Genomic DNA, 12,079 nt, shown 5'->3' with positions numbered 1-12,079 from the left:
ACGACTGCCCCCCAAACCAGCTACACGCTCTTGTTGGGGGTCTCAAACCCCCCGTCGGGCCCCCCGGGGGGGGGGGCGCGGTGGCATGCGGGCGGCGCCCCCACCCGCCTGCTGTTCACGATCACGACGGATCCCGCCACGGGGAACAGGCCACGGCCGGGACGTGTCCGGCCGCGGCCGCCCGGATGTCTAGGGGGTGGGGCGGGCGGCGAGCTGCTCGGTGTCGAAGTCGCCGTCGATGATCCGGCGTGCGGTGTCGGACAGGCGCAGCCCGTGTGAGCGTGCGTGGGTGCGGAAGACGTCGAAGGCCTGGTCGGGGGTGAGGTTGAGGCGCTCGGCGAGGATGCCCTTGGCCTGTTCGAGGATGATGCGGCTGGTGAGGGCGGCCTGGAGCTGGGCGGCTTCGGTCTGGCTGGCTTCCAGGGTGCGCTGCTGGAGGACGGCGATGGTGGCGATGTCGGCGAGGGCCTGGGCGAGGGTGGCGTCCTGGTCGGTGAGGTGCTGGGTGTCGGTGTGGAAGAGGTTGAGGGCGCCGACGATGCGGCTGCGCAGGCGCAGGGGCACCGCGTGGGTGGTGGCGAAGCCGTTCTCGCGGGCGCGGGTGGCGAAGCGGTCCCAGCCCTGGGTGGTGGCGGGGTGGGCGAGGTCGATGTTGAGGCCCGGGTCCCCGGTGCGGTAGCACTCCACGCAGGGGCCCTGGTCGTGCTGGAGGGCGAAGAGCTCCAGGAGGCGGGTGTGTTCGTCGGAGGCGGCGACCAGCCGCAGTTCGCCGTGGCTGTCGGCGAGGAGGATTCCGGCGGCGGTCACGTCCAGGAGCTCCACGCACCGCCGGGAGAGCCGGTGCAGGAAGTCGAGGACGTCGAAGTCCTCCACGAGGGAGTCGGCGACCTCGACGAAGACCTCTGTCAGGCGTCGTTCACGTGCCGTGGTCATGAGACATCATCCTCTGGGTCTTCGGACGCGGGGGTCCCGTGAGTGGGGGTGGGGTCGGGCGGGGTGAAGCGCAGGCGTCGGGCGACGACGTCCTCGGCCACGTCACCGAGGGGGCTGTTGTGGCTGTAGGCGTGGGCCCGCAAGTGCAGGAGTGCCTCGCTCAGCGGCACGCCGAGCTGGACGCTGACCATGCCGGTGGCCTGGTGGACCACCGCCTGACGCAGCACGGCCCGCTCGGAGCCGGAGCTGAGCGATTCCAGCCGGCTCCGGTCGCCGCCCAGCAGGAACGCGGTCAGGGCGGAGGCGAGGACGAGGGCGTCGTCCATCTCCCGCCCGCTCAGCACACCCGGGGTTTCACGGACCAGCGTCAGGACCCCCACGGTGATCGCGCCCAGGTTGAGCGGAAAGCAGAACACCGCACCGACGGGGTCCTCGGCGAGCGCGGAGAGCAGGGCGGGCCACCGGTCCTGGCGCACCGCCCGCACGTCACTGATGAGCACTGCGGCACCCGTGCGGGCCGCGTCCGGTCCCGGGCCCTCGCCCAGGGTGAACTGGAGCTCCTCGAACCGGGCACCCGAGCCGGTGCTGGCCCAGACGACTTCGCGGGCGCCGCCCTCCAGCAGCGCGGAGACCCCCAGGCCGTCGGCACCCAGGATCCGGGCGCAGTCCTCCACGAGGGCGGGGTCGGCGGCGCTCAGGCGTTGCAGGACCACGGCCATGGCTTCACTGAGCACACCGTCTCACCCCACTCCCCCACACTCCCGGCCCCTCCGTCAGGACCGCGGCCGGGCACTCGCCGGCGTCGTCCCGTGAGACTACTCGCCCCTCCCTCACGCGGTGTGACCAATGTGGTGCCTTTCGGCCGGTGCGGCCGTCATGGGCGGGGGCTGGCGCGGCTGCCTCCCCTCGGGACGGGTGTCAGTCAGGGGTGTCACGGTCCTCCTCCAGGCGCAGCCGCCCGGCGAGGATGTCGTGGGCGACGTCCCTGAGGAGCTGCTGCTGACTGAAGGCGTGGGCGCGCATCCGGGCCAGCGCTTCGGCGACGGTGACGTCGCTGGCTTCGGCGGCGCTGCCCGCCGCCTGGTGCACGACGGGCGGATAGCCCACCGGGCCCCTCTCCGGAGCTGCTTGCTCCCAGCCGATCAACGCGGGGTGGGCGTCCACGACGAAAAGGCCGAGGATCCGGGCGTACGCTTCCAGCTTGCCCCGCTCGCCCTCCCCGAGGGGAGTGTGAGCGGTGTGGTAGACGTCCATGGCGCCGACCGGGATGCCCTCGCCGACCACCAGCGGCACGGCCACCACCCTGCGGATGCCGAGATCACCGGCCGTCCTCAGGAAGACGGGCCACTTGCCGGCGGATGTCGCCACATCCACTTCCACGATCCTGCGCTGCAGGTACGCCTCGGTGCACGGGCCTTCGCCCGCCACCAGCTGCGCGTCCTCCAGCCGGAGGCTGCGCTCGTCGGAGGCATGAGCCACGGTCCGGATCTGCCCCGCGGTGATGACGCTGACTCCCACGCCGTCTGCGCCCACGTCCCCCAAGCACGCCCGCACCGCCGAGGGCAGGGCGACCACCCGACCGCCGTCACTCGCGGTCTCCACCACGCGCTGCCACGCCGCGATGCTCTGCCGCACATCCATCTGAAGTCCCAGGCCCGTCCGGAGAGTGGTCGAGTCGTCCGCTCTGTCGCCCACCCGTACCGACAAGCGTAGTCCCGCGGCAGCCGCGAGGCACAGGGCCCCCTCGGCCCTCCGGCCGGTCGCGGCCGCGGTGACCGGCGGCCATGAGCCATCCGGAGGACGCACGCGGCAGCGCTGTGTCACCCGCGTTCCCCCGTCGGCCCGGCGCCTACGCTCGCCGCGTCCACCACCGTGCCCGGGCCCACGCCGCGCCCGCCCCCTCATGGAGTCGTATGAGTTCCGAAGCTCCGCAGCCGGACGAATCGCCCCAGGGCTCCGCCTCCGTGCGAAGCGCCGGCGCGCTGCTGCGCCACAAGAAGCTGTGGGTCGCTCCGGGGGTGCTCAGCGCGCTCGTCGCGCTGGTGCTCTCCCTGTTGTACATGGGCAGCATCCTCACTCCGGACAGCAGTCTGCGCCGGCTGCCGATCGCCCTCGTCAACCAGGACGCGGGCGCGCCGCCGCCCGGCGCGCAGGAGAATCTGGGCACCCGGATCAGCGGCCGGATCGGCTCCTCGACGCCCGGTGACACGGTGCAGTGGCGTCGGCTCAGCCTTACGGCGGCCCAGGACCAGCTTGCTTCCGGCAAGGTCTACGGGGCGCTGGTCATTCCCGCGGACTTCACCGCGACCGTGCGCTCACTGTCCGGTGCGCGGGCCGGCAGGCCGACCGTGACCGTGCTCACCAATCCGGGCATGGGTTCGCTGGGCTCGTCGATGGCCCTCCGGATCAACCAGCAGGCCGTCCACCAGGCGTCACTGGCCCTCGGCAAGCAGCTCGCGTCCGGCCCCGGGGCCGCGGCGGCCGGTTCCGCGGCCCGTCTGCTGCTCGCCGATCCGGTGGCCGTCGAGACCCGGCCCGGCCATCCCATCGGGGCACACAGCGGTCTCGGACTGAGCGCCTTCTACTACGTCCTGCTGCTGGTCCTGGCGGGGTTCCTGGGTGGCAACATCGTCCACAACGCCGTTGACACGGCGCTCGGTTACGCCGACGCGGAGATCGGCCCCTGGCACTCCCGGCACCCCACCGTGCCGATCAGCCGTACGCAGACCCTGCTGCTCAAGATGACCATGACCGCGGTACTGTCCGTGCCCGTCACCGCACTGGTCATGCTCGCCTGCATCGCGCTCCTGGGCATGGACGCGTCCCATCTGCCGATGCTGGCCCTCTTCTCGTACTGCTCCTGTCTGAGCGTGGGCCTCGGCGTGCAGGCGATCAACGCGGCGTTCGGCAGCGTCGGCCAGATCGTGTCGATGTTCGTCTTCATCGCCCTGGCCCTGCCGTCGTCCGGCGCGACCATCCCCCTGGAGGCCGTTCCGGGCTTCTACCGGTTCCTCGGCGTCTTCGAGCCCATGCGGCAACTCGCGTCGGGCGTCCGGGCGATCCTGTACTTCGACGCCCGCGGCGACGCCGGCCTCACCCGTGGCTGGATCATGATCGCTGTCGGCGTGGTCGCCGCACTCGCCTTCGGTTTCCTCATGACCCGGTACTACGACCGCAAGGGCCTGCACCGGATGGCCCTCCAGCAGACCTGAGGCGGCGGCATCGCCCCGGGAAGACGACGACGCCGGCCCCCCGGGGTGGGGGGGGGCGGGGGGGCGCCCCCCCCCCCCCCCCCCGCGCGGCCGGGGGCGCCGCCGCCCCCCAACCCCCGTGCCCGGCCCCCCCCCGCACCCCCCCGGTTGGCCCCCCCCCCACCCCGGTGGGGGCCCCTCCGCCGCGGCAACCCCCCCCCCCCCCCCCCCGGGGGGGGGGGGGGGGGGGCCCCCCCCCCCCCCCCCGGCCCGGTCAGGCCGTGCGTCGCCGTCGCACCAGACCGGCTGTCACGTCCGCCAGCAGGAACCCGAGCAGGGTGACCCCCAGCACGGGCAGGGCCCAGCCGATCGCGGCCACCGCGGGAACGCCCACGAGGAGGAAGGGCAAGGGCAGCCGCCGCCAGGTTCCGCGCACCGGGGGCTTGCCCACCGCGGCCTTCCGGTCCGTACGGGTGGGCCTGCGCTGCCACCACATGCGGTAGCCCCAGACCGTCAGGAGAATAAGCCCGACCGCCACGAGTGCGAGCACGATCTGGTTGGCGAGACCGAAGAGCACTCCCATGTGCCCCTGCACACCGAGCTTGCTGAGTTGCGCCGGCAGGGGGTGGTCGGCCCACCGGGTGCGCGAGGTGACGTCGCCCGTGGTGACGTCGACGGCCACCTTGTCGTAGTGCACCGGCCAGACGTTGTCGCTCTGGGCCACCACCCAGGCACTGGAAGCGTCGGCCGCAGGTGTCACGGTGACGGTGCCGCCGAGACCGGCCCCACGGGCCACCGCGAGGGCGGAGTCGAAGTCGGCGGGGTCCACTGCGGCGCTCTGCCCGGCGCCCCCGTGTCCTGCGTGCTCGGCGTGCTCACCGCCTCCGTCCGCCGCCGGGGGCGGCGCGCCGGGCAGGCGCGAGTCGAGTTTCGGTGCGCCGCCCTTGACCACGTCGAGGAACTGGCCGAACCGTTCGCCCGCGTACTGGGACCAGGTCAGCCCGGTGGCGCTGAGGAAGAACAGCCCGAGGGCGAGCCACACCCCGGTCGCCGCGTGCCAACTGCGGGTGCGCCGCACCCCGCGAGCGGTGCGGTCGGGCAGCAGAACCCCTCGTACGCCCTTCGGCCGTTGCCCCCGGCTGCGGCCGAGCCACAGGACGAGACCGCCGGCGGCGATCACCCACAGCCAGCTCGCGGCGACCTCGGAGTAGAGGCGCCCGGTCTCTCCGAGGTGCAGATTGCGGTGCAGGTCGTCCAGCCAGGCGGTCAGGGGCGTCGAACCGGACCACGTGGTGAGTGCTCCCCGCACCTTCGCGGTGTAGGGGTCCACGAAGACGGTGCGCTGTTTGTCGCCCAGTCCGGGCACGGACAGCACCACGCGGGTGGTGTCCTCGGGCCCGGGCGGGGTGATCACGGAGGCCAGGGTGCCCTCGGGGTGCGCCGCGCGGGCGGCGGCGATCTGCTCGGCCAGCGGACGCGACTGGCCGCCCACTTGCTGGACGCTGAGCTGCTCACCGTAGACGAGCTGGTCGAGCTGCGGGGTGAAGGCGTAGACGAGGCCGGTGAGGGCGGCCACGAGGAGGAAGGGGGCGACGAAGACGCCGGCGTAGAAGTGCAGCCGGGCCAGCAGTGCCCGTACGCCCTGCCAGGAGCGCCCGGCGGGTGGCGGATCGGCGGACGCGGAAGGGTCCGCCGGTGGTGCGTGTTCTGTGGTGGAAGACATGCGTGATTCCTCAAGGGGAGCGCACGCGGGCACCTCGGTACGCGCGTGCGGAGAAGCCGGTGAGTGAAGGGACCGCCCTGGTGGGCGGGTGTCGTGATCGCGTGACGAGCGATCAGGCGGACATCACTCGGGGAGGGCCTCTCCGCGGGCGGGAACGGGCGAGCAGGGCACCGAAGCCGGGACGGCCGGTCGCGGCGGGCGGCGGCGAGAGCTCCGGGAGCAGCGGCGGTGCCGTCGGGGCGGTGGTGGGGAGGAAGCGTGGCAGTGCCAGGGCGGCCAGCCTGCGCAGGACCCGCTCGCCGTGAATGACGGACAGGGCTGTCCCCAGCGTGGCGAGCGCGTGCGCGGATGTCATCGCAGCGCCCATGGCGTGCTCGGCACTTATGGCGTGCTCGGCACCCATGGCATGGCCGGCGCCCAGGACATGGCCGGCGCCCATCGCATGGCCGACTTCCCTCACGTGGCCGGCGTCCCTCACGTGGCTTGCGCTCGTCGTGAGGTGCGCGCCGTGGGCGAGGATCTCCGCGGCCCCGGTGCCGGCGTGCCCGCCGGTCGCAGCGTGGCCGGCTCCTGCCGGGGAAGGCGGATGCCCGACCGGGTTGCGCATGGCCAGGTGGTGGAAGGCGAGGTGCAGGACGAACTGGGTCCCGCCGAGAATCAGTGTGAGGACGTCGAAGCGGAGGCGGCGGTTGCCGAAGAGTGCCGCCCCCAGGACGGTCACCACGGCGAAGAGCAGCCCGAGCGTGCCCGGTCCCGGCAGGCTGCCGCCGGCCGCGACATGGCTCAGCGCACCGAGCGACAGGCACGCGGAAGCACAGAGCAGCCCGCCTCGGGCCCGCGTGAGCCGGCCTTCCCGTCTGTGCACCGCCACAAGGTACCCATGGAGGTCCCCGCTGTGGACCCGTTGCGCAGTACTCGCCTCCCCCGTCGAGGTGGGCCGCGCATTCCAATAGGTCCTCAAGGTCCTTACGGGTGCGGGCTGTTGTCACACCGGTGGTGGGGGGCGTCACCACGGGAGAGGGGCGACTGCACTGGCCAGTGGGCCGTATCACAGCGTGGATTCAAGGGGCAAAAGGAGTACCCCGGGGCAAGGGGTAACGGATTGCTGGAGCTACGCGTCCTCCGGGTGGCCGGTGGCCCGGGGCGGCCAGGTAGGCCGGGACGGGCAGCCTCGTGCGGTGGTGAGCCGTACGAGGCTGCCGGGTGCCCCTGTTGCGCCGCTCCTCAGCGGAACGCGGCGATGTTGCGGGCGACCCAGTCGCCGAAGGAGCGCGGGGCGTGGCCGAGGACTCGTTCCACGTCCGGGCTGATCCGCAGTTCGGACGGGATCGGGGCGGCGATGATGTCCAGCGTGTCGTCGGCGAGCTCCGCCGGTACGAACCGGGCCATCCCTGCCCTGGCCTGTTCGCGGGTGAGTTCATGGAACCGCAGGGCCGTGCCGAGTGCGGCTGCGATCGTCTCCGTCTGCTGCCGGGGAGTGATCACCTTGGGCCCGGTCAGCTCGTACACCCCGCCGTTGTGCCGGTCGTCCAGGAGGCAGGCCGCCGCGACCTCGGCGATGTCGGACGGGTCGACGACCGGTACCCCCACGTCGCCGAAGGGGGCGGCGACCACGCCTTGGGTGCGGACGGACTCCGACCAGGCCAAGGCGTTGGAGGCAAACCCGCCCGGCCGCAGGACGGCCCAGTCCAGGCCGGACTCCCGCAACGCGTCCTCCACGACGCGCATCGCAACCCGCGAGGGGCCGAGAGGCCGGGTCGCCACGCCCTGCGAGGACAGCAGGACGACCCGGCGGACCCCCCTGGCGGCGGCCAGGCCGATGAGGTCGGCCGGCCCGGCTTCGCGGGTGTGCAGGTCGCCGGACAGCAGGAGGAACAGAGCCTTCGCCCCGTCCAGCGCGGGCGCGAGGCCCGCCGGTTCGGCCAGATCGGCGACCACGTGCCGCACACCGTCAGGCACCGCCACCGCGTGCCGCGACACCGCGGTCACCTGCTCGCCCGCGTCCTTCAGGGCCTGCGTCAGAGGCCGGCCGACATTTCCGGTAGCCCCGGTCACCACGATCATGTTCAGCTCCTAGTCCGTTGTGCTCTGTCCTAGTCCGTTGTGCACTGCGGGACTTGACGCTAGGAGCCCGGCTTACTTTTCGTAAGGACGTACCTGGAGGTAAGCTCCGGACATGAGTGAAGGCGCGCAGCTGACACAGGCCGGGGCGGACAAGCGGTATGACGTGTTTCACACCGGCTGCCCCGCGCGGAGCATGGTCGACCACGTCACCAGCAGGTGGGGCATCTGGGTGCTGATCTCCTTGCGGAGCAACGACCTTCGGTTCTTCGAGCTGCGTGACAGCATCCAGGGCATCAGCGAGAAGATGCTCGCTCAGACCCTGCGCACACTGGTGGAGGACGGACTGGTCTGGCGGAAGGTCGAGCCGACGACGCCTCCCCAAGTCACCTATGGGCTGACCGAGTTCGGCCGGGAGCTGGGTGGGCCGTTGACCGACTTGTTCCGCCGGATCACCGAGCGGCTGCCGCCGCGCAGCACCGGCTAGCGCCACGGCAGGGTCGTACGTCCGGCGCCCGGGGCGGTGCGCGAGAGCGCCCCGGGCCGGGATCGGGCGGTGCGAGCGCATCCGGTGCGGCCAGGGGCCGTCAGGGCCCTGGCTCCGCACCGCCCGAGCGCTGATCATCATTCGGCATCCGGTGTTCCGCCGGGGTTCACTCCTCGTACGCGGGGCGCCTCAACACTGTGTCCCGCCCGGGTGGAGAGATGCACGGGCCGTGGACGTGGGGCAATCGCTGGAGGTCATGCATGGTCAGGCGTCGTGAAGTACTCGGGATGGTCGGTCTGACCGTCGGGGCCGGGGTGCTGGGGGCGGGCGCGGCGGAGGCCCGGCCGCAGGGTGCGGAGAGCCGGCGCCGCCCTTCGCGCCGTACGCTCAAGGTGCTGCAGTTCAACATCTGGCTCGGGGGCAGCAGGGTCGAGGGCGGTCGCGCCGGGATCGCCGACACCATTGCCGCGGTCGAGCCCGACGTGGTCATGCTCAGCGAATCGAATCCGGAGCGGGTCGCCCACCTGCTCGCCGATCTCGCCGAGCGCGGGCTGACCTTCTACGACAACCGCAACCCGACGGATCCCGCGGTGATCTCGCGCTACCCGATCATCGAGCACGCGTCCTTCCCGTCCTGGTCGAAGGCGGTCGTCGACGTCGACGGCACCGAGGTCGCGGCGTACTCCGGGCACCTGGAGTACCGCTACTACGTCAACTACCTGCCGCGCGGTTACGGCGGCGGCACGCCTGCTCCTCTGGAGACCTCCGAGTACGGCTGGGGCGAGATCCCGACGGGCCCCCTCACCGATGTCGGCCTGATCATGCGGCTGAACGAGGCTTCCGGTCGTACCGCGGTGACGAAGACGGTCCTGGCGGATGCCGCACGGGAGCGTCGCCGGGGCCGGCTCACCGTGCTGGCGGGTGACTTTAACGAGCCCTCGCACCTGGACTGGACCCGCCGGACGCGGAACCTGTTCGACCATCACGGCACCGTCGTCGAGTGGTCCACGACCAAGGCGATCGAGAAGGCCGGCTTCCGCGACAGCTACCGGGAGGTTCACCCCGACCCCGTCCGCACTCCGGGATTCACCTGGCCCAGTGACAATCCTGGCGCCGGGACCGAGGAACTCACCTGGGCTCCGAAGGCGGACGAGCGGGACCGGATCGACTTCGTCTTCTACCACCCGGACCGCCGGATGCGCCTCCTCGACAGCGTGATCGTCGGACCGTCGAGCACCATCGTGCGCAACAGGCGGGTGGAGGAGTCCGGACGGGACAGGTTCTGGGAGCCGACGTGGACCTGGCCGACGGACCACAAGGCGGTGCTCAGCACCTTCCGGGTGAGCACGCGCTGAGGGGGCTCACCTCCCCGTCCTGTGCCCGGCGTCGGCCGTTCGGTGGCCGAACGTCTTGCGGTAGGCGCCGGGCGTCGTGCCGAGGGTGGCGCGGAAGTGCCGTCGCAGGTTGACGGCGGAGGAGAGGCCGGCCCGGGCAGCGACTGCCTCCACGGAGAGGCCGGTCTGTTCCAGCAGGACGCGGGCGGCGGCCAGGCGCTGGGCGAGCAGCCACTGTCCGGGGCTTTGACCCAGCTGCTCGGCGAAGCGGCGGGCGAGCGTACGGGGGGAGACCCCGGCCTGCTGGGCGAGCCGGCCGACGGTCAGGTCGGTCGCGAGCAGGGACCCGGCCCAGTCCAGCAGCGGTGCCAGTGAGGGGTCGGCTCTGGCCGGCGCGGGGTGGGTGGCGTACTGGAGCTGGCCGCCCTCCCGGTGCGGTGCCAGCACCATGCTCCGGGCGACGTGGGCGGCGTAGGCGGCGCCGTGGTCGCGGCGTACCAGATGCAGGGCCAGATCGATGCCCGCTCCCGACCCCGCGCTGGTGGCGACGTCGCCGTGATCGACGTAGAGCACGTCCGCGTCCACCTCCACGCCGGGGAACGCATCGGCGAACTGCTGCGCGCGCCGCCAGTGGGTGGTCGCCCGGCGTCCTTCCAGCAACCCGGCCTGCGCCAGCACGAATGCCCCCGTGCACAGGGAGACGATCCGCGCTCCGCGCCGGTGTGCCGCGCGCAGGGCGCCGAGGACGTCCGGCGCCACGGCCGCCCCGGTCGGCTGCCAGCCCGGGACGACGACGGTGTCCGCGTCCACGAGTGCCTCCAGCCCTGCCTCGACGTACCACGCGGGGCCGGTCGTCGCCGGGAGCGGTCCTGGCTGCCGGGCGCAGACCGTGAAGTCGTAGTGCACCGGCAGGTCCGGCCGCGCGGAGCCGAACACCTCGGCGGAGCAGGCGAGTTCGAACGGCGACTGAGGTGCGTTCAGCAGCGCGACCACCCGGTGACGGCTCATGGCAGGAATGTACCCGCTGATGTCAATCCGGACTCTGGGCCGCGGTGCCTACGCCGCGCGATGGTGGGTGCATGAGTGACATCACGCCTACGGGCCCGTTGAAGACGACCGTGCACATCGATGACGTCGAGGGGATCGAGATCGCGCCCGGCATCGTCCGCCGCGGGCTTTTGACGACCGGGTTCGCCGGGGGCTGGCTGATCGACTTCGCTCCTGGCACGGAATGGCCGGACGTGGACGAGCACGCGAGCGAGGAGCGGTATTACGTCCTGAGCGGCGAAGTAATTGAGGGCGAGGAGCTCCACGGGCCGGGGACCTACGTCGTGTTCGCCCCGGGCAGCCGGCACCGCCCCCGCACGGAGAACGGAGCGCGCATGCTGGGCTTCTCGATCAGGGGTCGCTGATCACGGCGCCACGGGCGGGCGCCGGGGCGCTGTGCGTCGTCAGTGGTCTCGGGGGCCGCGAGCCCGGCGGGGTGCGAGGCCGGACCCGCTGGGCGTGGTGGCGCCTGTGGCTGCTCGGTTCCCCTACCGGTACGGAATCCGGTACGGGAGCGGCGAACCGTCGTCGCTCGCCAGCCTCGCGTGGAGTTCGACGTCGTGGCGCACGCCGTCGTAGGCCAGCTTCTGCCGCTGAAGCCCCTCGACGGCGAAGCCGGCGGCTGCGGCGACCCGGCACGAGGCGGGGTTGTTGACGCGGTGGCCCAGCTCGAGGCGGAACAACCCGGCCTCGTCGAAAGCCCATCGGGCCAGGGCTGCGCACGCCTGCGAGGCGACACCCCGTCCGCGGGCCGTGGCCGTCGTCCAGTACGAGACCCAGCCGGTGGAATGCCGCCGGTCGACGGCACCGACGGCGACGTTCCCGAGGACGGCGCCTCCCCCGTCCACCACGGCGAAGGCGTATGCCGCGCCTTCGTCCCAACGCTCACCCCCTCCCGCGATCCACCGTCGCGCCGCGGCCTGCGAGTCGACCGCCTCGGCAGCCTGCCCACGCATCAGAGGATCGGCGAAGGCACTCAGCACCGAAGGGGCATCCGACACCGCCCAGCGACGCAGCAGCAGCCCGGAGGGTGTCTCGACGTGATCACGCACGGCCGGAGTCTCGACGATCGCGGGATGGCTGTCATCCGGATTCTCGCGGAGTGCCGGAGCGAAGGGCCGGGTCGGCGGGAATGCTCCGCTGCTCCTTGCGCCGGATCGCCGCCATGGGCTGGGGAGTTGCGGTGTGGCGGCGTTCAGGAGCTCTTCCAGTCCGCGGGCGGACCGCTCCAGCGATGCGGCGGCGGCGTGGGCGGCCAGACGCTGCGGGTCATGTCCGGGGCCTTCACCTGGACCGTCCGATC

Annotated in this window: 12 protein-coding genes; 4 read left to right on the top strand and 8 right to left on the bottom strand. The window is 72.4% G+C overall.

Translation table 11 applies throughout. The features are described 5' to 3' along the window. Positions 1 to 189 precede the first annotated feature (189 nt). From ACFWVV_RS25065 to ACFWVV_RS25055, 3 genes are all read right to left on the bottom strand, one after another. The gene (locus ACFWVV_RS25065) at positions 190 to 933 is read right to left on the bottom strand and encodes an ANTAR domain-containing protein (protein WP_384354165.1); all 744 of its coding nucleotides are present in this window, start codon (positions 931 to 933) and stop codon (positions 190 to 192) included. Further along, the gene (locus ACFWVV_RS25060; RefSeq protein WP_384354163.1) at positions 930 to 1,667 is read right to left on the bottom strand and encodes a GAF and ANTAR domain-containing protein; all 738 of its coding nucleotides are present in this window, start codon (positions 1,665 to 1,667) and stop codon (positions 930 to 932) included. Before ACFWVV_RS25060 ends, ACFWVV_RS25065 begins: the two co-directional genes overlap by 4 nt. Positions 1,668 to 1,851: 184 nt before the next feature. Further along, positions 1,852 to 2,574, bottom strand: coding sequence for a GAF and ANTAR domain-containing protein (locus tag ACFWVV_RS25055; protein WP_384354161.1), 723 nt, complete (start codon positions 2,572 to 2,574; stop codon positions 1,852 to 1,854). A gap of 272 nt (positions 2,575 to 2,846) precedes the next feature. On the opposite strand from ACFWVV_RS25055, the gene ACFWVV_RS25050 reads away from it, so the two are divergent. Further along, complete coding sequence (locus tag ACFWVV_RS25050; RefSeq protein WP_384354159.1) at positions 2,847 to 4,145, top strand: YhgE/Pip domain-containing protein; 1,299 nt, start codon at positions 2,847 to 2,849, stop codon at positions 4,143 to 4,145. A gap of 253 nt (positions 4,146 to 4,398) precedes the next feature. Here the strand turns inward: ACFWVV_RS25050 and ACFWVV_RS25045 are convergent, their stop codons facing one another. The 3 genes from ACFWVV_RS25045 to ACFWVV_RS25035 form a co-directional block, all read right to left on the bottom strand. Then, positions 4,399 to 5,847, bottom strand: coding sequence for a PepSY-associated TM helix domain-containing protein (locus ACFWVV_RS25045; protein ID WP_384422799.1), 1,449 nt, complete (start codon positions 5,845 to 5,847; stop codon positions 4,399 to 4,401). A 112-nt stretch (positions 5,848 to 5,959) separates the two neighbouring features. After that, positions 5,960 to 6,712 carry a hypothetical protein gene (locus ACFWVV_RS25040; protein WP_384354157.1) on the bottom strand — a complete coding sequence of 251 codons (753 nt, stop codon included), beginning with the start codon at positions 6,710 to 6,712 and terminating at the stop codon, positions 5,960 to 5,962. A gap of 359 nt (positions 6,713 to 7,071) precedes the next feature. Next, complete coding sequence (locus tag ACFWVV_RS25035) at positions 7,072 to 7,911, bottom strand: SDR family oxidoreductase (protein ID WP_384354155.1); 840 nt, start codon at positions 7,909 to 7,911, stop codon at positions 7,072 to 7,074. A 112-nt stretch (positions 7,912 to 8,023) separates the two neighbouring features. Here ACFWVV_RS25035 and ACFWVV_RS25030 point away from each other — a divergent pair, with 112 nt between their 5' ends. Together ACFWVV_RS25030 and ACFWVV_RS25025 are read left to right on the top strand one after the other, a co-directional pair. Further along, positions 8,024 to 8,395, top strand: a complete 372-nt coding sequence (locus ACFWVV_RS25030) for a winged helix-turn-helix transcriptional regulator (RefSeq protein ID WP_384354153.1) — start codon at positions 8,024 to 8,026, stop codon at positions 8,393 to 8,395. Between the two features lie 260 nt (positions 8,396 to 8,655). Next, positions 8,656 to 9,750 carry an endonuclease/exonuclease/phosphatase family protein gene (locus ACFWVV_RS25025; protein ID WP_384354151.1) on the top strand — a complete coding sequence of 365 codons (1,095 nt, stop codon included), beginning with the start codon at positions 8,656 to 8,658 and terminating at the stop codon, positions 9,748 to 9,750. A gap of 6 nt (positions 9,751 to 9,756) precedes the next feature. Here the strand turns inward: ACFWVV_RS25025 and ACFWVV_RS25020 are convergent, their stop codons facing one another. Further along, positions 9,757 to 10,737, bottom strand: a complete 981-nt coding sequence (locus ACFWVV_RS25020) for a helix-turn-helix domain-containing protein (protein ID WP_384354149.1) — start codon at positions 10,735 to 10,737, stop codon at positions 9,757 to 9,759. A gap of 71 nt (positions 10,738 to 10,808) precedes the next feature. Here ACFWVV_RS25020 and ACFWVV_RS25015 point away from each other — a divergent pair, with 71 nt between their 5' ends. After that, the gene (locus ACFWVV_RS25015; protein ID WP_384354147.1) at positions 10,809 to 11,141 is read left to right on the top strand and encodes a cupin domain-containing protein; all 333 of its coding nucleotides are present in this window, start codon (positions 10,809 to 10,811) and stop codon (positions 11,139 to 11,141) included. 123 nt (positions 11,142 to 11,264) lie between these two features. Here ACFWVV_RS25015 and ACFWVV_RS25010 read toward each other — a convergent pair whose 3' ends face one another. Continuing rightward, positions 11,265 to 11,828 (bottom strand): GNAT family N-acetyltransferase, encoded by a 564-nt coding sequence (locus ACFWVV_RS25010; RefSeq protein WP_384354145.1) that lies wholly within the window; start codon positions 11,826 to 11,828, stop codon positions 11,265 to 11,267. Positions 11,829 to 12,079 lie beyond the last annotated feature (251 nt).

The sequence above is a fragment of the Streptomyces sp. NPDC058663 genome (assembly GCF_042716745.1).
GTDB lineage: Bacteria > Actinomycetota > Actinomycetes > Streptomycetales > Streptomycetaceae > Streptomyces.
Note: the sequence above shows the minus strand (reverse complement) of the source record. Positions and strands in the feature narration are given on the sequence as shown.

Bases quoted from the DNA above. Each gene is read 5' to 3' on its own strand.
- ACFWVV_RS25065 (WP_384354165.1), bottom strand. From the start codon at position 933: ATGACCACGGCACGTGAACGACGCCTGACAGAGGTCTTCGTCGAGGTC.
- ACFWVV_RS25055 (WP_384354161.1), bottom strand. From the start codon at position 2,574: ATGGATGTGCGGCAGAGCATCGCGGCGTGGCAGCGCGTGGTGGAGACC.
- ACFWVV_RS25050 (WP_384354159.1), top strand. From the start codon at position 2,847: ATGAGTTCCGAAGCTCCGCAGCCGGACGAATCGCCCCAGGGCTCCGCC.
- ACFWVV_RS25045 (WP_384422799.1), bottom strand. From the start codon at position 5,847: ATGTCTTCCACCACAGAACACGCACCACCGGCGGACCCTTCCGCGTCC.
- ACFWVV_RS25035 (WP_384354155.1), bottom strand. From the start codon at position 7,911: ATGATCGTGGTGACCGGGGCTACCGGAAATGTCGGCCGGCCTCTGACG.
- ACFWVV_RS25030 (WP_384354153.1), top strand. From the start codon at position 8,024: ATGAGTGAAGGCGCGCAGCTGACACAGGCCGGGGCGGACAAGCGGTAT.
- ACFWVV_RS25025 (WP_384354151.1), top strand. From the start codon at position 8,656: ATGGTCAGGCGTCGTGAAGTACTCGGGATGGTCGGTCTGACCGTCGGG.
- ACFWVV_RS25020 (WP_384354149.1), bottom strand. From the start codon at position 10,737: ATGAGCCGTCACCGGGTGGTCGCGCTGCTGAACGCACCTCAGTCGCCG.
- ACFWVV_RS25015 (WP_384354147.1), top strand. From the start codon at position 10,809: ATGAGTGACATCACGCCTACGGGCCCGTTGAAGACGACCGTGCACATC.